Raw genomic sequence first — 18,767 nt, 5'->3', positions numbered from 1 at the left:
CCACTTATGTTTGATTATGAAGTTTTACGGTTCATCTGGTGGGTGCTGATTGGCGTGCTGTTTATCGGCTTCGCAGTCACCGATGGATTTGATATGGGCGTAGGGATCTTGGTGCGCATTATCGGTAAAACCGATACTGATCGCCGCGTGATGATCAACGCCATCGCCCCGCACTGGGACGGTAACCAGGTCTGGCTGATCACCGCCGGTGGCGCATTATTCGCTGCATGGCCGATGGTCTACGCGGCGGCATTCTCCGGCTTCTATGCCGCGATGGTGCTGGTGCTGTGCGCCTTGTTCTTCCGTCCGCTGGGTTTTGACTATCGTTCAAAACTCGAGAGCCCTCGCTGGCGTGGCATGTGGGACTGGGGCATCTTTATCGGTAGCTTCGTCCCTGCACTGGTGTTCGGTGTGGCGTTCGGTAACCTGCTGCTGGGTGTTCCGTTCCATATCGATAACGATCTGCGTCTGTTCTATACCGGCAATCTGCTGGGTCTGCTGAATCCGTACGGCATTCTGGCCGGTCTGGTCAGCCTGACCATGCTTATCACGCAAGGTGCGACCTATCTGCAAATGCGTACTGTAGGTGAACTTCACCTGCGTACCCGCACCGCGTCGCAGATTTCTGCGCTGGTGATGATGGTGTGCTTCCTGCTGGCAGGTATCTGGTTAGTGAAAGGGATTGATGGCTTTACCGTGACGTCTGTGATGGACCACGCAGGCCCGTCTAACCCGCTGCGTAAAACGGTGTCTCATGAAGCAGGCGCATGGCTGGCCAACTTCAACAAGACCCCCGGTCTGTGGGCAATTCCTGCACTGGGTGTGATTCTGCCGCTGCTGACCATTTTGTTCTCTCGCCTGAACAAAGCGGCGCTGGCTTTCATCAGTAACTCACTGACTATCGCCTGTGTGATCCTGACTGCGGGGATCACTATGTTCCCGTTCGTGATGCCGTCAATCACTGAGCCGAACGCCAGCCTGACCATGTGGGATGCGACATCCACATTGCTGACGCTCAAAGTGATGACCGTTGTTGCCTGTATCTTTGTGCCAATCATCCTGATTTACACCTCATGGGCGTATTACAAGATGTTCGGTCGCCTCGATAAGCACTACATCGAGAACAACAAGCATTCGTTGTATTAAGGAGAACACCATGTGGTATTTTGCCTGGATCCTCGGCACCTTACTGGCTTGCTCATTCGGTATCATTACCGCGCTGGCATTTGAACACAGCGAAGCCAATAAAGCGGCTAAAGAAGAGAAGTAATAATGAGTGTGATCGTGGATAAACTCTACGCCATCACAGACAAGGGCCCCTTGCGGGCCCTTTCGCTTGTGATGTCACTGGTGCTTGCCGGTTGCGTCTTCTGGAAGCCGGGACTGTTTGCCTCGTCAACCAGTCAGTTGGAAGTCTGGCACGGGATCATCCTGATATGGGCAGTCTGTGCCGGAGTGATCCACGGCCTTGGCTTTCGTCCGCATAAATCGATATGGAAGGCATTCTTCTCTCCGATACTTGCCATGATTGCGCTGGCCGCAGGACTTTTTTACTTTTTCAGCTGATTCTTTGCTGAAATAAAAGACAAATTTACACTATTCTTCCTATGGGCCGCTCCGGCCCATAATTATTTTCGTTCCAGCAATGCAACCCATTCCCAACCCTAACTCACTTGAGTATAGTAGTGCCGTCAAATTGCATTACGGGATGTAGAGTGAGTAATTCGTTGTTCCGATGGCCGGTTCGTGTCTACTACGAAGACACAGACGCGGGAGGTGTGGTCTACCATGCCCGATACGTCGCCTTTTTTGAAAGGGCTCGCACAGAGATGTTGCGCCAACGCAATTTTCACCAGCAACAGCTGCTGGGAGAACATGTCGCTTTTGCTGTCCGCCGCATGACGGTCGAATACTTTGCACCAGCTCGCCTAGATGACCTGCTGGATGTCCAGAGTGAGATTACGTCCATTCGCGGAGCTTCTCTTACTTTTGCACAACGAATTCTTGATTCGCATGGAAACCTTCTGAGTTCTGCGGAAGTGTTAATTGCGTGCATTGATCCACACGAAATGAAGCCACGTGCGCTTCCTAAGTCTATTGTCGCGGAGTTTAAGCAGTGACTGACATGAACATGCTTGATTTATTTTTAAAGGCCAGCATCCTGGTTAAGCTGATTATGCTTATCCTGGTGTGCTTCTCTGTCGCGTCCTGGGCGATCATCATTCAACGCACGAAAGTGCTGAATGCAGCCACCCGCGAGGCAGAAGCGTTTGAAGATAAATTCTGGTCCGGTATTGAGCTTTCCCGTTTGTATCAGGAAAGCCAGGGCCGTCGCGAAACCCTGAGCGGGGCAGAGCAAATCTTCCATTCCGGTTTTAAAGAGTTTGCGCGTCTTCATCGTGCCAACAGCCATGCGCCCGAGTCTGTGATTGAAGGCTCTTCACGTGCGATGCGTATTTCCTTTAACCGTGAACTCGAATCTCTTGAGATGCACATTCCTTTCCTTGGCACCGTCGGTTCCATCAGCCCGTATATCGGCCTGTTCGGTACGGTCTGGGGGATCATGCACGCCTTTATCGGTTTAGGTTCTGTGAAACAAGCCACTCTGCAAATGGTTGCGCCAGGTATCGCAGAAGCACTGATCGCTACCGCGATTGGTCTGTTTGCAGCTATCCCTGCGGTTATGGCGTATAACCGCCTGAACCAGCGTGTGAACAAGCTTGAGCAAAACTACGATAACTTCATGGAAGAATTTACGGCTATCCTGCACCGTCAGGCTTTCTCTCGCGAAACCAGCAGTAACTAAAGGGGGAGAGTATGGCTCGTTCACGAGGTCGTCGTAACCGTCGCGAAGGTAAGTCGGAGATCAACATCGTTCCGCTGCTGGACGTATTGCTGGTTCTGTTACTGATTTTTATGGCAACAGCTCCCATCATTACCCAGAGCGTGGAAGTCGATCTGCCAGACGCGACGGATTCCAAAACGGTATCCAGCGATGATAACCCGCCAGTGATTGTCGAAGTCTCCGGCGTGGGTCAGTACACCATTGTGGTAGATCATCAGCGTATGGAACAATTGCCTGAACAGCAGGTTATCGCGGAAGCGACCAGCCGTATTCAGGCCAATCCGAAGACGGTGTTCCTGATCGGCGGCGCGAAAGATGTGCCTTATGATGAAATCATCAAGGCGCTGAATATGCTGCATCAGGCTGGCGTGAAGTCTGTCGGATTGATGACACAACCTATCTGAGGATAGGTAATTTGTAACACTTATTTGAAACCCGGCATTCTCTGGCTTGTTAAAACAATGACAGGCGATACAGGAAACCGGGTTTTTAGTAATCCTGTCTTGGGAAATCTATTTTGGTAAAGGCAACTGCAACTGAACAAAACGATAAGCTCAAACGCGCCGTTATTGTTTCGGTCGTTCTGCATATCATCATTATAGGCCTGCTGATTTTGGGATCGCTGGACGAAGATACCAGCATGAGTGGTGGCGGTGGCGGCAGTGATATCTCTGCTGTGATGGTCGATCCAAGCGCCGTGGTTGATCAGTACAACCGTCAGCAGCAGCAACAGGCTGATTCCCAACGTGCTGCCGCAGCGCGTCAGAAAAAATCAGAGCAACAGGCTGAAGAGCTTCAGCAGAAACAGGCCGCAGAACAACAGCGCCTGAAAGAACTCGAGAAAGAGCGTCTGCAAGCGCAGGAAGATGCGAAGCAGCAGGCTCAGGACCAGGCTCAGCAGCAAAAGCAGGCTCAACAAGCCGCTGAGCAGGCAAAAGAACAACAGAAGCAGGCTGAAGCGGCTGCGGCGCAAGCCAAAGCGGAAGCAGCGAAAGAAGCTGCCGTTCAGGCTAAAGCCGATGCGGCGAAAGAAGCGGCTAAAGCACAAGCGGACGCGCAGAAAAAAGCGGCTGCTGATGCTCAGAAAAAAGCAGAGGCTGAAGCGACCGCCGCTGCAGCCGCTGCGAAGAAACAGGCAGAAGCAGATGCGAAGAAAGAAGCCGCTGCCGAAGCGAAAAAAGCCGCTGCTGCCGAAGCGAAAGCACAGGCCGCTGCAGATGCAAAAGCTCAGGCTGAAGCTGATGCCAAAGCCGCTGCCGCTGAGAAAAAAGCGGAAGCTGCCGCAGCAGCGAAGAAAGCCGCAGCCGATAAAAAAGCTGCCGCTGCCGCCGCTGCGAAAGAAGCGGCTGATGCAAATAACTTATTTGATGGCCTGGCTGACTCCAAAAATGCACCGAAAGGGGCAACAGGTGGTGGCGCTTCTGCTCCGGCAGGGAAGGGGACTCAGAAAAAGGCAGGTGCATCAGGTGCCGATATTGCGAACTATGGTAGCCAGATTAAGGCCGCCATTGAGAGCAGATTCTATGACGCGTCATCCTATGCAGGTAAAACTTGTTCGTTGCGCGTTAAAATGAACCCGGATGGCTCGCTTATCAGCGTGTCGGCGGAAGGTGGGGATCCAGCACTTTGTCAGGCAGCGCTTGCCGCAGCCCGACAGGCGAAGTTCCCGAAACCGCCTTCTGAAGCAGTCTATGAAGTCTTTAAAAATGCTCCGATAGATTTTAAACCGTAGAAAGACGAAAATAATTTCTTTTCAGAATTTTACGATAGATTGCAGGGTGTAATTCTAGTTTTGTATGCGTTGGTTTGTTAAAATTCTGCTAAATTATCGCGGGCAGATACGTCCAGATAAGGGAGATACAATGAAGCAGGCATTTCGAGTAGCGTTCGGCCTTTTGATGATGTGGGCATCTGTAGTTCATGCAGAAGTTCGCATTGAAATTACCCAAGGGGTAGATACAGCTCGCCCGATTGGCGTTGTGCCATTCAAATGGGCTGGCCCGGGTACACCACCTGAAGATGTGGGTGGTATTGTTGCCGCTGACTTACGTAACAGCGGCAAATTCAATCCTATTGATGCATCACGTATGCCACAACAGCCGACCTCTGCCGCAGAAGTAACGCCTGCTGCATGGACCGCGCTGGGCATTGATGCGGTTGTTATCGGTCAGGTTCAGCCTGCTGCCGATGGCAGCTACGTGGTGTCTTACCAGCTGGTAGATACCTCTGGCGCACCAGGCACAGTGCTGGCACAAAACCAGTACAAAGTGACCAAACAGTGGTTACGTTATTCCGCCCATACCGCCAGTGACGAAGTTTTCGAAAAACTGACCGGTGTTAAAGGCGCGTTCCGTACCCGTATCGCGTATATCGTGCAGACCAACGGCGGTAAATTCCCGTATGAACTGCGCGTAGCGGATTACGACGGTTACAACCAGTTCGTGGTTCACCGTTCACCAGAGCCACTGATGTCTCCGGCATGGTCTCCTGATGGCAGCAAACTGGCGTATGTAACGTTCGAAAGCGGTCGTTCAGCACTGGTTGTTCAGACCCTGGCCAATGGCGCGATCAAACAGATTGCTTCATTCCCGCGTCACAACGGTGCGCCGGCGTTCTCTCCGGACGGCAGCAAACTGGCCTTCGCTCTGTCAAAAGACGGTAGCCTGAACCTGTACGTGATGAACCTGTCTTCCGGTCAGATAAGCCAGGTGACAAACGGTCGTAGCAACAACACTGAACCAACCTGGTTCCCGGACAGCCAGAATCTGGCGTTCACTTCGGATCAGGGCGGTCGTCCGCAAGTTTATAAAGTAAGCATTAATGGCGGTGCGCCTCAGCGTCTGACCTGGGAAGGCTCGCAGAACCAGGACTCTGACGTAAGTGCAGATGGTAAGTTCCTGGTGATGGTGAGCAGCGCCAGCGGTAACCAGCACATCGCTAAACAAGATCTGGCAACGGGAGCCGTTCAAACATTGACGGACACGTTCCTGGATGAAACGCCTAGCCTCGCACCTAACGGCACCATGGTAATTTACAGCTCTTCACAGGGTCTGGGTTCCGTATTGCAGTTGGTATCGACTGATGGGCGCTTCAAAGCGCGTCTTCCGGCAACTGATGGACAGGTCAAATTCCCTGCCTGGTCGCCGTATCTGTAATGCATAGAAAACTATGTATGGCAAAAAATTATAAAAGGATCGAATAGATGCAACTGAATAAAGTGCTGAAAGGGCTGATGCTGGCGTTGCCTGTACTGGCAGTAGCTGCTTGTAGTTCTCACAAGAACGCAGACAACGACCAATCTGGTATGGGTCTGAACTCTGGCGCAGGCACTGAAAACGCTAACATGTCTTCAGAAGAGCAAGCTCGTCTGCAGATGCAAGAACTGCAGAAAAACAACATCGTTTACTTTGGCCTGGACAAATACGATGTGTCTTCTGAATTCGCTCAGATGTTAGACGCGCACGCAGCATTCCTGCGTAGCAACCCGTCTTACAAAGTGACTGTAGAAGGTCATGCTGACGAACGTGGTACTCCAGAGTACAACATCGCCCTGGGCGAACGTCGTGCTACTGCTGTTAAAATGTACCTGCAAGGCAAAGGCGTTTCTGCTGACCAAATCTCTATCGTTTCTTACGGTAAAGAAAAACCAGCTGTACTGGGCCATGACGAAGCGGCATACGCTAAAAACCGTCGTGCAGTACTGGTATACTAAGAGAATAGTATGAGCAGTAACTTCAGAACTCACCTGTTGAGTCTGTCGTTACTGGTTGGCGTAGCGGTCCCATGGGCCGCTACTGCCCAAGCGCCAATCAGTGATGTCGGCTCAGGCTCGATTGAAGATCGGGTCACCTCTCTGGAGCGTATTTCTAACGCTCACAGCCAGCTATTAACTCAACTCCAGCAGCAACTTTCTGATACCCAACGTGATATGGATACGCTTCGTGGTCAAATCCAGGAGAACCAGTATCAGTTGAGTCAGCTTGGTGATCGCCAGAAGCAAATTTTTAATCAACTGGACAGCTTAAGCCAGGGCAATGCCGGAGCCGCCAGTACGGGCGCTGCAGCTGCCACAGGTGACGCATCCGGTTCTGCTGCCGCAACGCCGGACGCGGGTGCTGCACAAGCGCCTGCAAGCACCGGTGACGTGAACAGTGATTACAATGCTGCGGTTTCACTGGCGCTGGAAAAGAAACAGTATGATGAGGCGATTGCTGCCTTTCAGAGTTTCGTAAAAAAATATCCTGATTCAACTTATCAACCTAACGCTAACTACTGGTTAGGACAGTTGTATTACAACAAGGGTAAAAAAGATGACGCTGCGTATTATTTTGCAGTCGTGGTCAAAAACTATCCTAAGTCTCCAAAAAGTTCTGACGCGATGTTCAAGGTTGGGGTGATCATGCAGGAGAAAGGTCAGGCTGATAAAGCCAAAGCCGTCTTCACGCAGGTTGTAAAACAGTACCCAAATACCGATGCGGCAAAACAAGCTCAAAAACGTTTATCTGCAAAGTAGTTCCTCATTCAGGTCTGGAAAATGTACATATCGTGCATTTTCTGGGCTTGAGTGTGTGAAACACCATCAGTTAGCACTCTTTCTGAAAATTAAAGTTGCACTGAAAAGTTAAATAAGTAATATATGCCGCCGTTGCCCAGACAACTCCAAACGGCTAACGCTGTCAGAGATTTAGGCAATATGCAGTAGGTTTAGAGGGGCCGTTAGCTCAGTTGGTAGAGCAGTTGACTTTTAATCAATTGGTCGCTGGTTCGAATCCAGCACGGCCCACCACTTTTAAAGTGGAAACAGTAGTGAAGCAGTGCAGGATGAGAACCACAGGTTCGAGCCGAGCGAAGCGAGACGACAACGCGCAAGCGTTGCCCGCAGGGCGAGGTGAAACCGAGTCAATCCAGCACGGCCCACCAAATCTAAACATTATTGCATGTGGCTTGCACACCAACTGCAAGGCACGCAGGCAGACAGAAGTATTCAGGAAGGGCCGTTAGCTCAGTTGGTAGAGCAGTTGACTTTTAATCAATTGGTCGCTGGTTCGAATCCAGCACGGCCCACCACTTTTAAAGTGGAAAATGTAGAGAAGCAGTGCGGGATGAGAACCAATGGTTCGAGCCGAGCGAAGCGAGACGACAACGCGCCAGCGTTGCCCGCAGGGCGAGGTGAAACCGAGTCAATCCAGCACGGCCCACCACTTTTAAAGTGGAACCTTCTGAAGATTTTGAAAGCTAAAAATAAAGTAGTACCAGGCATTTAGATGGGCCGTTAGCTCAGTTGGTAGAGCAGTTGACTTTTAATCAATTGGTCGCTGGTTCGAATCCAGCACGGCCCACCACTTTTAAAGTGGAAAATGTAGTGAATCAGTGCGGGATGAGAACCAATGGTTCGAGCCGAGCGAAGCGAGACGACAACGCGCAAGCGTTGCCCGCAGGGCGAGGTGAAACCGAGTCAATCCAGCACGGCCCACCACTTTTTGTGAAGCCATCTAAATTGCAGAATTCAGAGAAAAGCGCCTTTTGGCGCTTTTTTCGCATCTGACGCCCTAAACTTCCTCCCATCGCGATATCTATTTCTCCTGCAATTTGCTCACTTCCCCGCTCTTTTAAGTGCAGTAAACATTTTAAGCCTTATGGCTAATATCTGGACGACTTTCCCTGCATTTTGCGGTATTTTGTTTAGCATACAAAACCAACGGATTTCAGGATGGGATCTGTTGCGGCTTCTGGCTTTCCGGGCGTGCTGCCTGACTGAATGAGATGACGAGTATGAGCGAAACATTGGATCTGAATGCGGCAGTTTATCCTTTCCCTCCTAAACCCGCTGTTCTGAGTGCAGATGAAAAGAACTTCTATAAAGAGAAGATCAAAAAACTGCTGAAGGAACGTGATGCCGTGATGGTGGCGCATTACTACACAGACCCTGAAATTCAGGCGCTGGCAGAAGAAACCGGTGGCGTTGTCGCGGACTCGTTGGAAATGGCGCGTTTTGGCAGTCAGCATCCGGCGTCCACGCTGCTGGTGGCGGGTGTGCGCTTCATGGGGGAAACGGCCAAAATCCTCAGCCCGGAAAAAACAGTGCTAATGCCGACGCTGAACGCGGAATGCTCGCTGGATCTGGGCTGCCCCGAACAGGCTTTCTCAGATTTCTGCGACCAGCACCCCGATCGCACCGTAGTGGTCTACGCTAATACCTCGGCGGCGGTAAAAGCCCGGGCCGACTGGGTGGTCACTTCCAGTATTGCGGTTGAACTGATTGAACATCTTGATAGTCTGGGTGAAAAAATCATCTGGGCACCGGATCGTCACCTCGGCAATTACGTCCGTAAGCAGACAGGGGCCGATGTCCTGTGCTGGCAGGGCGCCTGCATCGTCCATGACGAGTTTAAAACCCAGGCCCTGACCCGAATGAAAGGTTTGTATCCAAACGCCGCTGTTCTGGTGCATCCTGAGTCTCCTCAGGCGATTGTGGATATGGCTGACGCCGTGGGTTCTACCAGTCAGCTGATCCAGGCGGCGAAAACGCTGCCTCAGAAACAGCTGATCGTGGCTACCGATCGCGGGATTTTCTACAAAATGCAGCAGGCGTGCCCGGATAAAGAATTATTCGAAGCGCCAACAGCAGGTGAGGGCGCAAGTTGCCGCACTTGCGCGCATTGTCCGTGGATGGCAATGAACGGCCTGAAAGCCATTGCTGAAGGTCTGGAGCACGGTGGCGCAGAGCACGCGATAGAAGTGGATGAAGCGCTGCGAGTGAAGTCACTCATTCCGCTGAACCGTATGCTGGATTTTGCCGCGCAACTCAAATTACGCACGCAGGCTAAAGCCCTGTAAGCAAAACGCGATGTGACTGACGAAAAGGAAGGATGTGATGATGGATTTTTTCAGTACCAGCAATATTCTGGTTCATATTCCTCTGGGGAAAGGCGGATATGACCTGTCGTGGATTGAAGCGGTTGGCACTATTTTTGGTTTGCTATGTATCTGGTACGCCAGCAAAGAAAAGCTGATCAACTATGCGTTCGGTCTGATCAACGTCACTTTGTTTGCGATCATCTTCTTTCAGATCCAGCTTTACGCCAGCCTGCTGCTGCAGATCTTCTTCTTTGCCGCCAATATCTATGGCTGGTATGCGTGGAGCCGCCAGACAGCGGATCAGACAGCGGAATTGCAGATCCGATGGTTGCCGCGTGGAAAAGCGCTGATATGGGGCGTGGCATGCGTTGCAGGTATTCTGCTGATGACATTTAATATTGACCGCGTATTTGCTGCGCTCACGCTGGTAGCCGTCAATCTGATGCAGGCGCTGGGGCTGAATGTGCAAATGCCTGAATTGCAGCCGGATGCTTTCCCGTTCTGGGATTCATCGATGATGGTGTTGTCGATTGTGGCGATGCTGCTGATGACGCGAAAATATGTCGAAAACTGGCTGCTGTGGGTGGTGATCGACGTGATAAGCGTGGCAATTTTTGCCTATCAGGGCGTTTATGCGATGGCGCTCGAGTATGTACTGCTGACGCTGATTGCGCTGAACGGTTCGTGGCTGTGGATCAAAAGCGCGAAGCAAAACGGCTCGCAGCCACTGCAAACGGCCTGACATTGCGTTCATAAAATCTCACTTCAACAAAAAACGCCTCCATCACGGAGGCGTTTTGCTTTCTGCCTTTTAGAAACGATCAGTGATGATGGTGCGCGAGGTTGTGACCGTGATGGTCGTGCCCGGCACTTGGCGCCGGGATTTCATTTATCCCGCAATCTGGCGTTTCACAGCGACCGTATTCCATCTGAATCGTCGCATGCCCGATACGGCATTTCTCCAGTAAATGATGCTGAATACGGTCTAACAGCGCATCATGATCGTGCGGAGGTACGACCTGCACATGCAACGTCATCAGCCTTTGTTCGCCAATCTGCCAGACATGAACGTGGTGAACATTGCGCACTTCCGGAATACTCATCGACAAATCGCGGCGCAACTTATCGATATCAATTTCTTCCGGCGTGCCTTCCAGCAGCTCATGAAAACTTTCACGCAGCAGCCGCCAGGCGTTATTGAGCACCAGACACGACACCAGCACCGACAGAATCGGGTCGACGGGCGTCCAGCCGGTATACATGATGATCAGCGCCGCAGCCACAGCCCCGATCGAACCCAGCAAATCTCCCAGAACATGCAGAGCCGCCGCACGCACGTTGATGTTGGCCTTTTCCTGACCCTGATGCAGCAACCAGAACGCCAGAATATTGGCAAACAGCCCGGCGATTGCGATGACCAGCATCGTGGTCCCCATGACCGGTTGTGGATTGAAGAAACGGGCAATGGCTTCCCACACAATCAGTACCACTATCACTAGCAGCGCAGCAGCATTAACGAAAGCCGCCATTGTTGTCAGGCGCAGATAACCAAAGGTATGACGCGAATTCGGTTTACGTTTAGCAAAACGCACCGCCAGCAACGCCACCAGCAAAGCAGCAGCATCCGTCAGCATGTGACCGGCATCCGCCAGCAATGCCAGAGAGCCGGAAATCAGGCCGCCAATGACTTCAGCAACCATAAAGACAACGGTGACAAGGAAAGCCAGCAACAGACGGCGGCTATTTTTATCCTGCGGTAACAGGGAAGAGGACATAGTTATATTCACAAAAAAGGATGAACAGAGAGGATCACAATAACGTAATCACATTGCGTTGCAAGAAGGGCGGGAGATCAAAAAAGAGGAACCGAAGTTCCTCCTGAGCGAGAAGCTACCGGCGTAGTTATTTACCGGTTTCTTTTGATTGCGTGGTGCCAGGAGCCTGGTCAGGACAACGTCCGTCCTTACACATCGCTTTCTTATGCTCTTTGTTTTTGCTCATGTGATGCTCGGTGGTATCCGTTTTGGTGTTCACTTCATCCGCCGGCTTGTTCGTGTTGTTAATCTGGTCATTATCAACACTCTTTGGTGCCATTTTCTGAATTGAGCCCGGCGAGCCGGACTGGTTAGCCTGGCCGTTGTTATCACCAGCGGAGGTTTCACCGGCAGCGAAGGCTGCGCCTGTTGTCAGAGCCATGGTGGCAGTCAGTAACATGATTGCGAGCTTTTTCATAATGTCATCTCCATTGTTTCAGAAAGGTCCGTGGTCGTGTTTCATGTGTCTGATAAAAGCCTAGCCAAATAAATCATGTCTTAAATGAAAATGAGACTATTCGTAAGTGTAAAAGTAGATTTACACTGATGCCCAATCCGGCTAGATTGAAGGCGGTCAGCGTTACGCTTTGTCTCTTATGAACACCCCAATGGAATAGCTATGAATTATCAAAATGACGATTTACGCATCAAAGAAATTAAGGAACTTTTACCCCCTGTTGCTCTTCTGGAAAAGTTTCCCGCCACCGACAAAGCGGCAAAAACCGTCTCTCACGCCCGGAATGCCATTCATAAGATCCTGAAAGGAAACGATGATCGTCTGCTTGTCGTTATCGGTCCTTGCTCTATCAATGATCCTAAAGCTGCCAAAGAATATGCCGCACGCCTGCTGAAAATGCGTGAAGAATTGCAGGGCGAGCTGGAAGTGGTAATGCGTGTTTATTTCGAAAAACCGCGTACTACTGTGGGCTGGAAGGGGTTGATCAATGACCCGCACATGAACAACAGCTACCAGATTAACGACGGTTTGCGCATTGCCCGCAAACTGTTACTGGATATTAATGACACCGGTTTGCCTGCTGCCGGCGAATTCCTGGACATGATCACGCCACAATATCTGGCGGATTTAATGAGCTGGGGCGCCATTGGTGCGCGTACAACCGAATCTCAGGTACACCGTGAGCTTTCCTCCGGTTTATCCTGCCCGGTAGGTTTCAAAAATGGCACTGATGGCACCATCAAAGTGGCAATAGACGCCATTAACGCCGCAGGCGCGCCGCATTGCTTCCTGTCTGTGACCAAATGGGGTCATTCCGCTATCGTGAATACCAGCGGGAATAACGACTGTCATATCATTCTGCGCGGCGGTAAAAAGCCAAACTACAGCGCTCAGGATGTGCAGGAAGTGAAAGAAGGTCTGAAAAAAGGCGGTCTGCCTGCCCGTATCATGATCGACTTCAGCCACGCTAACAGCAGCAAACAATTCAAAAAGCAGATGGAAGTCTGTAAAGACGTTTGCGCACAAGTGGCTGGCGGAGAACAGGCGGTAATGGGCGTGATGGTTGAGAGCCATCTGGTTGAAGGTAATCAGAACCTCGACAGCGGCGAGCCACTGGTTTACGGCCAGAGCGTAACCGATGCGTGCATCGGCTGGGAAGATACCGAAGTGCTGCTGCGTAATCTCGCGAACGCAGTTAAAGCACGTCGCGGTTAATTCTTTTACGTCATAACCCCTTTCTGAGCCCCGCTTCTGCGGGGCTTTTTATTATCTGAATACGGTTAAAGTGCGCAGCACATCTCCATGCAACGCAAATCTGCGTTCGCCATTTCAGAACGGTACAGGCTTTCTTTCACCAGACTAAATCCGTTTCTCTTATAAAACTCAAATGCATTGGGCGTGGATGACAGCGTTAGCTCTTTAAATCCCCGCGATCTGGCTTCGGTTTTTATGGTATTGAGGATTTGCGTGGCAAGTCCTTTCCCTTCGAATTCCGGCAAGGTGAAAATCGCCTCAACGCTGCCATTTTTCAGGTCGAGATAGCCCGTTGCCGCTGGCGTGCCGGGCCCGTGCGCCTCAGCCACAAAGAAAGGATTCTCAGCAATGGCTTTGCGGTACCCGGCGGGCATCTGATCCGGCGTCCACGCCATCACAATCCCGTCGCTATAAGTGTTTTTACATCCGTGGCGGATAGCCTGATTTCTTATTTCCCAAAGTATTTCTGCTTCATCGGGGGTGGCGAGTCTGACGGGCATTTTTTATCTCCTTATTACTTATCCGGGAGTGTGGGTTTTCTCACATATTAAACGGATGAATATCAGGATAGTAGAAGATACAAAAGACTGATGCAGGGAAGGCAGGATGATGACAGAGGATGAATTGGATAAAGCCATTCATAAAGCCAATGAAAGGGAACGTTATCTCTGGCGATACGCACGCTGGTTTATCAAAATTTTGTGGTTTTGCCTGATTATGGCTTTTTTTGTGCAATTAATAGCACGTTTTCTGTAGTACTTCGGAATACACAGTGAGCAAGAAAAAAGGGACCTTTCGGTCCCTTTTGCATATTTTCTGTGATAACACAGAAAACGCGAGATTACTTCGCTTTACCCTGGTTTGCCACGGCCGCTGCTTTCGCTGCGATTTCGTCAGCATTACCCAGATAGTAACGTTTGATTGGTTTGTAGTTTTCGTCGAATTCGTAAACTAATGGAACACCGGTAGGGATGTTCAGTTCCAGAATTTCTTCTTCGCTCAGGTCGTCGAGATATTTGACCAGCGCACGCAGGGAGTTACCGTGTGCAGCGATGATCACGCGCTCGCCGCTGGCGATGCGTGGTTTGATAACGTCAGTCCAGTAAGGGATTACACGTTCGATGGTCAGCGCCAGGCTTTCAGTCGTTGGCAGTTCTGCCGCAGTCAGTTTTGCGTAGCGTGGGTCATGGCCTGGGAAACGCTCATCAGCGCGATCCAGTTCTGGCGGGGTTACTGCGAAGCCACGACGCCATTGTTTAACTTGCTCGTCACCGTATTTCTGAGCGGTTTCTGCTTTATCCAGACCCTGCAACGCGCCGTAATGACGTTCGTTCAGTTTCCAGGATTTCTCAACCGGCAGCCACGGCTGGTTCAGTTCGTCCAAAACGCTCCACAGAGTGTGGATGGCACGTTTCAGCACGGAGGTATAAGCGAAGTCGAATTGGAAGCCTTCGTCTTTAAGCAGCTGACCCGCAGCTTTTGCTTCAGTGCGACCCTTGTCGGACAGTTCAACATCATGCCAACCGGTAAAACGGTTTTCTTTGTTCCACTCACTTTCACCGTGTCTTACCAGCACCAGCTTGGTTACAGCCATAGCTAAACTCCTCAGTTAACTGAATTTTCAATGATAACGGTTATCATTATAGGGGCTTGGCCTCCCGGACAGCAATCTGAAACTTCCTCAGTCAGCCTTTGCGGGACGCCGTTTGTATTAAACATAACGAATTTGCTGCGGCGATGTAAAACAAAACGCGCGAACGGTTTCCCGGACAGCGCGTTTTGTGCAAAAGGACAGCAGTTAGCTGGCTTTTTTCAGGCAGGTACTCATGTAAGTTTTACGCGCATCGCCTTTGAGCTCTTTTTTCGCCGCGTCTGCGTTACAGGTTTTCATTTTCTCCTGCTGAGGCGTCATGCCTGCCGTCGCCGGTTTGGTTTCCGCCTTGAGACACTGACTCATGAATTTCTTACGGTCGTCACCTTTAAGTGACTGGGTGGTGGCCTGCTGATTACAGTCGGTCATCTTTTGGCGCTGCTCAGTCTGAGCAGGGGAAGGCACTTTCACAGGATCAGCCGCCAGAGCGGAGCCAGCCGCACACAGCGTTGCCAGCAGGGATAACACAACAGGTAAACGCATATCGAACTCCTTATTAAACGTCCTTTTATGCAGGACACTCTCTAAGCGTAGATGCGGGAAATGCCTTTAGCTGAAAATGTGCTCATACAGATGCGTCGTGAGTCACAAATTCGCAGAAGTCGGAATAGATGAAGACAGGGCCGGGCGACCCTGTCGGTCAGGCGTTACAGCACGAAGAACTGATAAGTGGTGGCAGATTTATAGGTCTGTCCCGGTTTAATCCAGCAGCTGGGTTGTGGCCAGGTCGCGTGATTCGGGCTGTCTGGCAGGAATTCACTTTCCAGCGCCACACCGCTGTAGCTGGCATATTCGCCGCCGCTGCGGTTCGGTGTACCGCCGAGGAAATTACCACTGTAGAGCTGAACGGCAGGCGCCGAGGTAAACATGGTCATTTTCACTTTGCCGTCTGCGGACCACAAATGCGCTGCCGGATTAGTACTGGCGTTGCACGAGCGGTTAAGCAGATACGCATGGTCATAACCTTTCACCCGTTGCTGGTCACGGTCAGTGAGGAAATCTTTAGCCAGCGTTTTTGCGGCGTTGAAATCCATTCCGGTATGTTCAACCGGCGTCGGATCGGCGCACGGAATACCGTCGCTGTCGACCGGCAGGAAGCGGTCAGCAAACAGCTGCAGCTTGTGCTGACGTGCATCGGTGCCTTCGCCGTCGAGATTGAAATAAGCGTGATTGGTCAGATTGACCGGACACAGCTTATCGACAGTCGCTTCGTAACGAATTTCCAGACGGTTATCATCAGTCAGCTGATAATGCACTCTGGCGGTCATATTACCCGGATAACCCTGATCGCCATCGGCTGAAAATAACTCGAAAGTCAGCTTCTGCGCGGTCTGCTCAAGAATTTTCCAGCGGCGGGCATGGAAACCTTCCGGCCCGCCGTGCAGCTGATGAACGCCCTGATTGGCGACCACCAGATGCGGTTTGCCGTCAATTTCAAACTGCGAGCGGGCAATACGGTTGGCGTAACGCCCCACGGTCGCGCCCAGATACGCGCTCTGATTCATGTACGCCAGCGGCGACTGACAGCCGAGCAGCAGCTCACGTTGGTTCCCGTCAGCCAGCGGCAGCGTGAAGGATAACCAGGTCGCGCCCCAGTCCATAAATGTGGCGGTGGCACCCGCCGCATTCTGTAGCGTCACCTGTTCAAACGGCTGGCCATCGGGCGCCAGCTGCGTGTTTTCAGGTTTTAACATATGCTTGCTCCTTGGGAAGCGGTGCAAACGTAGAAGGTTTCTTTCAGGCCGCTGTGGGCGTGATATTGCTGTTCAACGGCCTGACGGACTTTTTCCACCATATCTTGCGGAACCAGCGCCACGATACAGCCGCCGAAACCGCCACCGGTCATGCGCACGCCGCCTTTATCGCCAATCACTTCTTTGACGATTTCCACCAGCTTGTCGATTTGCGGCACAGTGATTTCAAAATCATCGCGCATGGAGGCGTGAGATTCCGCCATCAGTTCGCCCATACGTTTCAGGTCGCCGCTGGCCAGTGCATCAGCCGCTGCCAGTGTACGGTCGTTTTCAGTGATCACATGACGCGCACGGCGGGCCACCACCGGATCCAATTCATCCTGAATGGAGAAGAACAGGGCAGGGTCAACGTCACGCAGCGCTTTCACACCAAAGAAGCGAGCCGCCACTTCGCATTGTTCGCGACGGGCGTTGTATTCGCTATCGACCAGACCGCGTTTCACGTTGGAATTGATGATAACCACCGCAGCGCTTTCCGGCATGGACACCGCGCGGGTTTCCAGCGAACGACAGTCGATCAGCAGCGAGTGATTTTCTTTGCCGAGTGCGGAAATCAGCTGATCCATAATGCCGCAGTTACAGCCGACAAACTGGTTCTCTGCTTCCTGACCGTTCAGCGCCAGCGCCACGCCGTCCAGCGGCAAGTCGTACAATGATTTCAGCGCCTGACCGACCGCCACTTCCAGCGATGCTGATGAACTCAGGCCCGCGCCCTGTGGCACGTTGCCGCTGATCACCATGTCTGCGCCGGAGAAATCTTTGTTACGCAGCATCAGGTGTTTCACCACGCCACGCACGTAGTTGGCCCACGGGTGCGCGTCGGTGTGCAGAATCGGTTCGTCGAGAGAGAAGCTGTCTTCGTCGTTATCGTAATCGGCGGCGATCACGCGGATCGTACGGTCGTTGCGTTGTGCGCAGGCGATCACCGTTTCATAGTCGATGGCGCACGGCAGCACGAAGCCGTCGTTATAGTCAGTATGTTCGCCAATCAGGTTTACGCGGCCCGGTGCCTTGATGGTTATGGTCGCAGGGTAGCCAAATATATCGGCAAAGATTTCCAGGGTCTTGGTTTTCAGTTTCATTGTTTTTCTCCGGCCTCACGATAATGAACATCACTCACCGCCCGCAGACGCTCTGCGGCTTGTTCCGCTGTCAGGTCGCGTTGGGTTTCAGCCAGCATTTCGTAGCCGACCATGAATTTGCGCACTGTCGCTGAACGCAGCAACGGTGGATAGAAATGCGCATGCAACTGCCAGTGTTCGTTGTCGCCTTCGGTAAACGGCGCGCCGTGCCAGCCCATTGAATACGGGAAAGAGCACTGGAACAGATTGTCGTAGCGGCTGGTCAGTTTCTTCAGCGCCAGCGCCAGATCACTGCGCTGTTCATCAGAAAGCTCAGTGATGCGTTTCACATGCACTTTCGGCAGTAAAATCGTTTCGAATGGCCAGGCCGCCCAGTAAGGTACCACCGCCAGCCAGTGTTCAGTTTCGACCACCGTACGGCTGCCGTCCGCCAGCTCGCGCTTAACGTAATCAACCAGCATCGGTGAACCCTGCTTTTCGAGGTAATCACGTTGCAGGCGATCTTCACGTTCGGCTTCGTTTGGCAGGAAACTGTTAGCCCAGATCTGACCATGTGGATGAGGATTCGAGCAGCCCATTGCGGCGCCTTTATTCTCGAAAACCTGCACCCACGGATAGGTTTTAGCCAGATCTGCACTCTGTTCCTGCCAGGTTCTGACGATTTCCGTCAGTGCTTCAACGGACAGTTGCGGCAGTGTTTTGCTGTGATCCGGCGAGAAGCAAATCACACGGCTGGTGCCGCGTGCGCTCTGAACGCGCATCAGCGGATCTTCGCTTTCCGGCGCAAACGGCGTATCCGGCATCAGCGCGGCATAATCGTTGGTGAACACAAAGGTGCCGGTGTATTTCGGATTCACATCGCCGGTCACACGGGTATTGCCCGGACACAGGAAACAGTCCGGATCATGTGCTGGCAATACTTCCTGAGAAACCGCTTCCTGCTGGCCCTGCCACGGGCGTTTGGCGCGGTGCGGACTGACTAACACCCACTGATCGGTCAGTGGATTGTAGCGGCGATGCGGGTGATCAATCGGGTTAAACGTTGTCATAAA

The 18,767-nt window shown here is 51.9% G+C and carries 21 protein-coding genes, 3 tRNA genes and 3 other RNA genes; 19 read left to right on the top strand and 8 right to left on the bottom strand.

Annotated features, from left to right (window positions below; translation table 11 throughout):
- Positions 1-6 precede the first annotated feature (6 nt).
- The 18 genes from cydB to pnuC all read left to right on the top strand — a co-directional run bounded on the left by cydB (position 7) and on the right by pnuC (position 10,445).
- The gene (gene cydB, locus J1784_RS23085) at positions 7-1,146 is read left to right on the top strand and encodes a cytochrome d ubiquinol oxidase subunit II (protein WP_120506245.1); all 1,140 of its coding nucleotides are present in this window, start codon (positions 7-9) and stop codon (positions 1,144-1,146) included.
- 10 nt (positions 1,147-1,156) lie between these two features.
- Positions 1,157-1,270 carry a cytochrome bd-I oxidase subunit CydX gene (cydX, locus tag J1784_RS23080; protein WP_013576433.1) on the top strand — a complete coding sequence of 38 codons (114 nt, stop codon included), beginning with the start codon at positions 1,157-1,159 and terminating at the stop codon, positions 1,268-1,270.
- Positions 1,271-1,272: 2 nt separating this feature from the next.
- Complete coding sequence (ybgE, locus tag J1784_RS23075) at positions 1,273-1,566, top strand: cyd operon protein YbgE (RefSeq protein WP_217151123.1); 294 nt, start codon at positions 1,273-1,275, stop codon at positions 1,564-1,566.
- A 149-nt stretch (positions 1,567-1,715) separates the two neighbouring features.
- Positions 1,716-2,120, top strand: a complete 405-nt coding sequence (gene ybgC, locus J1784_RS23070; RefSeq protein WP_217151122.1) for a tol-pal system-associated acyl-CoA thioesterase — start codon at positions 1,716-1,718, stop codon at positions 2,118-2,120.
- The gene (gene tolQ / locus J1784_RS23065; RefSeq protein ID WP_056771666.1) at positions 2,117-2,806 is read left to right on the top strand and encodes a Tol-Pal system protein TolQ; all 690 of its coding nucleotides are present in this window, start codon (positions 2,117-2,119) and stop codon (positions 2,804-2,806) included. The genes ybgC and tolQ overlap by 4 nt, the downstream gene beginning before the upstream one ends.
- 11 nt (positions 2,807-2,817) lie before the next feature.
- Complete coding sequence (gene tolR / locus J1784_RS23060; RefSeq protein WP_013576429.1) at positions 2,818-3,249, top strand: colicin uptake protein TolR; 432 nt, start codon at positions 2,818-2,820, stop codon at positions 3,247-3,249.
- Between the two features lie 113 nt (positions 3,250-3,362).
- The gene (gene tolA, locus J1784_RS23055; RefSeq protein WP_217151121.1) at positions 3,363-4,577 is read left to right on the top strand and encodes a cell envelope integrity protein TolA; all 1,215 of its coding nucleotides are present in this window, start codon (positions 3,363-3,365) and stop codon (positions 4,575-4,577) included.
- 130 nt (positions 4,578-4,707) lie between these two features.
- Positions 4,708-6,000 carry a Tol-Pal system beta propeller repeat protein TolB gene (gene tolB / locus J1784_RS23050; protein WP_120506241.1) on the top strand — a complete coding sequence of 431 codons (1,293 nt, stop codon included), beginning with the start codon at positions 4,708-4,710 and terminating at the stop codon, positions 5,998-6,000.
- Positions 6,001-6,047: 47 nt separating this feature from the next.
- Positions 6,048-6,557 carry a peptidoglycan-associated lipoprotein Pal gene (gene pal, locus J1784_RS23045; RefSeq protein WP_095921214.1) on the top strand — a complete coding sequence of 170 codons (510 nt, stop codon included), beginning with the start codon at positions 6,048-6,050 and terminating at the stop codon, positions 6,555-6,557.
- Between the two features lie 9 nt (positions 6,558-6,566).
- On the top strand, positions 6,567-7,358 hold the full coding sequence (gene cpoB / locus J1784_RS23040; protein ID WP_217151120.1) for a cell division protein CpoB: 792 nt from the start codon (positions 6,567-6,569) through the stop codon (positions 7,356-7,358).
- Positions 7,359-7,555: 197 nt separating this feature from the next.
- Positions 7,556-7,631: transfer RNA gene (locus J1784_RS23035), tRNA-Lys, on the top strand.
- Positions 7,632-7,645: 14 nt separating this feature from the next.
- Positions 7,646-7,765: non-coding RNA, RtT sRNA (locus J1784_RS23030), on the top strand.
- 71 nt (positions 7,766-7,836) lie between these two features.
- A tRNA-Lys gene (locus tag J1784_RS23025) sits at positions 7,837-7,912 on the top strand.
- Between the two features lie 14 nt (positions 7,913-7,926).
- Positions 7,927-8,046: non-coding RNA, RtT sRNA (locus tag J1784_RS23020), on the top strand.
- A gap of 65 nt (positions 8,047-8,111) precedes the next feature.
- Positions 8,112-8,187: transfer RNA gene (locus tag J1784_RS23015), tRNA-Lys, on the top strand.
- A 14-nt stretch (positions 8,188-8,201) separates the two neighbouring features.
- Positions 8,202-8,321, top strand: a non-coding RNA gene (locus tag J1784_RS23010) — RtT sRNA.
- A 296-nt stretch (positions 8,322-8,617) separates the two neighbouring features.
- A complete protein-coding gene (gene nadA, locus J1784_RS23005) occupies positions 8,618-9,682 on the top strand; it encodes a quinolinate synthase NadA (protein WP_217151119.1) in 1,065 nt (354 codons plus the stop codon).
- A gap of 40 nt (positions 9,683-9,722) precedes the next feature.
- Entirely contained in the window at positions 9,723-10,445 is a 723-nt protein-coding gene (gene pnuC / locus J1784_RS23000) for a nicotinamide riboside transporter PnuC (protein WP_217151166.1), read from the top strand.
- A 79-nt stretch (positions 10,446-10,524) separates the two neighbouring features.
- On the opposite strand, the gene zitB is transcribed toward pnuC, so the two are convergent.
- Positions 10,525-11,478, bottom strand: coding sequence for a CDF family zinc transporter ZitB (gene zitB, locus J1784_RS22995; protein WP_217151118.1), 954 nt, complete (start codon positions 11,476-11,478; stop codon positions 10,525-10,527).
- Positions 11,479-11,605: 127 nt separating this feature from the next.
- Positions 11,606-11,935 (bottom strand): YbgS-like family protein, encoded by a 330-nt coding sequence (locus tag J1784_RS22990; RefSeq protein WP_217151117.1) that lies wholly within the window; start codon positions 11,933-11,935, stop codon positions 11,606-11,608.
- Positions 11,936-12,136: 201 nt separating this feature from the next.
- On the opposite strand from J1784_RS22990, the gene aroG reads away from it, so the two are divergent.
- Positions 12,137-13,189 (top strand): 3-deoxy-7-phosphoheptulonate synthase AroG, encoded by a 1,053-nt coding sequence (gene aroG / locus J1784_RS22985; protein WP_217151116.1) that lies wholly within the window; start codon positions 12,137-12,139, stop codon positions 13,187-13,189.
- Between the two features lie 65 nt (positions 13,190-13,254).
- Here the strand turns inward: aroG and J1784_RS22980 are convergent, their stop codons facing one another.
- From J1784_RS22980 to galT, 6 genes are all read right to left on the bottom strand, one after another.
- Positions 13,255-13,728: a GNAT family N-acetyltransferase gene (locus tag J1784_RS22980; RefSeq protein WP_217151115.1), complete on the bottom strand. Its 474-nt coding sequence runs from the start codon at positions 13,726-13,728 to the stop codon at positions 13,255-13,257.
- A 341-nt stretch (positions 13,729-14,069) separates the two neighbouring features.
- The gene (gpmA, locus tag J1784_RS22975; protein ID WP_217151114.1) at positions 14,070-14,822 is read right to left on the bottom strand and encodes a 2,3-diphosphoglycerate-dependent phosphoglycerate mutase; all 753 of its coding nucleotides are present in this window, start codon (positions 14,820-14,822) and stop codon (positions 14,070-14,072) included.
- Positions 14,823-15,026: 204 nt separating this feature from the next.
- Positions 15,027-15,362 carry a PsiF family protein gene (locus J1784_RS22970; protein WP_217151113.1) on the bottom strand — a complete coding sequence of 112 codons (336 nt, stop codon included), beginning with the start codon at positions 15,360-15,362 and terminating at the stop codon, positions 15,027-15,029.
- Between the two features lie 164 nt (positions 15,363-15,526).
- A complete protein-coding gene (gene galM / locus J1784_RS22965) occupies positions 15,527-16,573 on the bottom strand; it encodes a galactose-1-epimerase (protein WP_217151112.1) in 1,047 nt (348 codons plus the stop codon).
- Positions 16,567-17,715, bottom strand: a complete 1,149-nt coding sequence (galK, locus tag J1784_RS22960; protein ID WP_217151111.1) for a galactokinase — start codon at positions 17,713-17,715, stop codon at positions 16,567-16,569. Before galK ends, galM begins: the two co-directional genes overlap by 7 nt.
- Positions 17,712-18,764: a galactose-1-phosphate uridylyltransferase gene (gene galT / locus J1784_RS22955; protein WP_217151110.1), complete on the bottom strand. Its 1,053-nt coding sequence runs from the start codon at positions 18,762-18,764 to the stop codon at positions 17,712-17,714. Before galT ends, galK begins: the two co-directional genes overlap by 4 nt.
- Positions 18,765-18,767: the final 3 nt, after the last annotated feature.

Source organism: Rahnella ecdela, assembly GCF_019049625.1.
In the GTDB taxonomy this organism is placed as follows: Bacteria; Pseudomonadota; Gammaproteobacteria; order Enterobacterales; family Enterobacteriaceae; genus Rahnella; species Rahnella ecdela.
Note: the sequence above shows the minus strand (reverse complement) of the source record. Positions and strands in the feature narration are given on the sequence as shown.

What these genes read in the sequence shown, in the direction of transcription:
- zitB (WP_217151118.1), bottom strand. Translation starts at nt 11,478, where the DNA reads ATGTCCTCTTCCCTGTTACCGCAGGATAAAAATAGCCGCCGTCTGTTG.
- J1784_RS22970 (WP_217151113.1), bottom strand. Translation starts at nt 15,362, where the DNA reads ATGCGTTTACCTGTTGTGTTATCCCTGCTGGCAACGCTGTGTGCGGCT.
- J1784_RS22980 (WP_217151115.1), bottom strand. Translation starts at nt 13,728, where the DNA reads ATGCCCGTCAGACTCGCCACCCCCGATGAAGCAGAAATACTTTGGGAA.
- cpoB (WP_217151120.1), top strand. Translation starts at nt 6,567, where the DNA reads ATGAGCAGTAACTTCAGAACTCACCTGTTGAGTCTGTCGTTACTGGTT.
- cydB (WP_120506245.1), top strand. Translation starts at nt 7, where the DNA reads ATGTTTGATTATGAAGTTTTACGGTTCATCTGGTGGGTGCTGATTGGC.
- J1784_RS22990 (WP_217151117.1), bottom strand. Translation starts at nt 11,935, where the DNA reads ATGAAAAAGCTCGCAATCATGTTACTGACTGCCACCATGGCTCTGACA.
- tolB (WP_120506241.1), top strand. Translation starts at nt 4,708, where the DNA reads ATGAAGCAGGCATTTCGAGTAGCGTTCGGCCTTTTGATGATGTGGGCA.
- galM (WP_217151112.1), bottom strand. Translation starts at nt 16,573, where the DNA reads ATGTTAAAACCTGAAAACACGCAGCTGGCGCCCGATGGCCAGCCGTTT.
- aroG (WP_217151116.1), top strand. Translation starts at nt 12,137, where the DNA reads ATGAATTATCAAAATGACGATTTACGCATCAAAGAAATTAAGGAACTT.
- nadA (WP_217151119.1), top strand. Translation starts at nt 8,618, where the DNA reads ATGAGCGAAACATTGGATCTGAATGCGGCAGTTTATCCTTTCCCTCCT.
- tolR (WP_013576429.1), top strand. Translation starts at nt 2,818, where the DNA reads ATGGCTCGTTCACGAGGTCGTCGTAACCGTCGCGAAGGTAAGTCGGAG.
- galK (WP_217151111.1), bottom strand. Translation starts at nt 17,715, where the DNA reads ATGAAACTGAAAACCAAGACCCTGGAAATCTTTGCCGATATATTTGGC.
- pnuC (WP_217151166.1), top strand. Translation starts at nt 9,723, where the DNA reads ATGGATTTTTTCAGTACCAGCAATATTCTGGTTCATATTCCTCTGGGG.
- galT (WP_217151110.1), bottom strand. Translation starts at nt 18,764, where the DNA reads ATGACAACGTTTAACCCGATTGATCACCCGCATCGCCGCTACAATCCA.
- ybgE (WP_217151123.1), top strand. Translation starts at nt 1,273, where the DNA reads ATGAGTGTGATCGTGGATAAACTCTACGCCATCACAGACAAGGGCCCC.
- pal (WP_095921214.1), top strand. Translation starts at nt 6,048, where the DNA reads ATGCAACTGAATAAAGTGCTGAAAGGGCTGATGCTGGCGTTGCCTGTA.
- gpmA (WP_217151114.1), bottom strand. Translation starts at nt 14,822, where the DNA reads ATGGCTGTAACCAAGCTGGTGCTGGTAAGACACGGTGAAAGTGAGTGG.
- cydX (WP_013576433.1), top strand. Translation starts at nt 1,157, where the DNA reads ATGTGGTATTTTGCCTGGATCCTCGGCACCTTACTGGCTTGCTCATTC.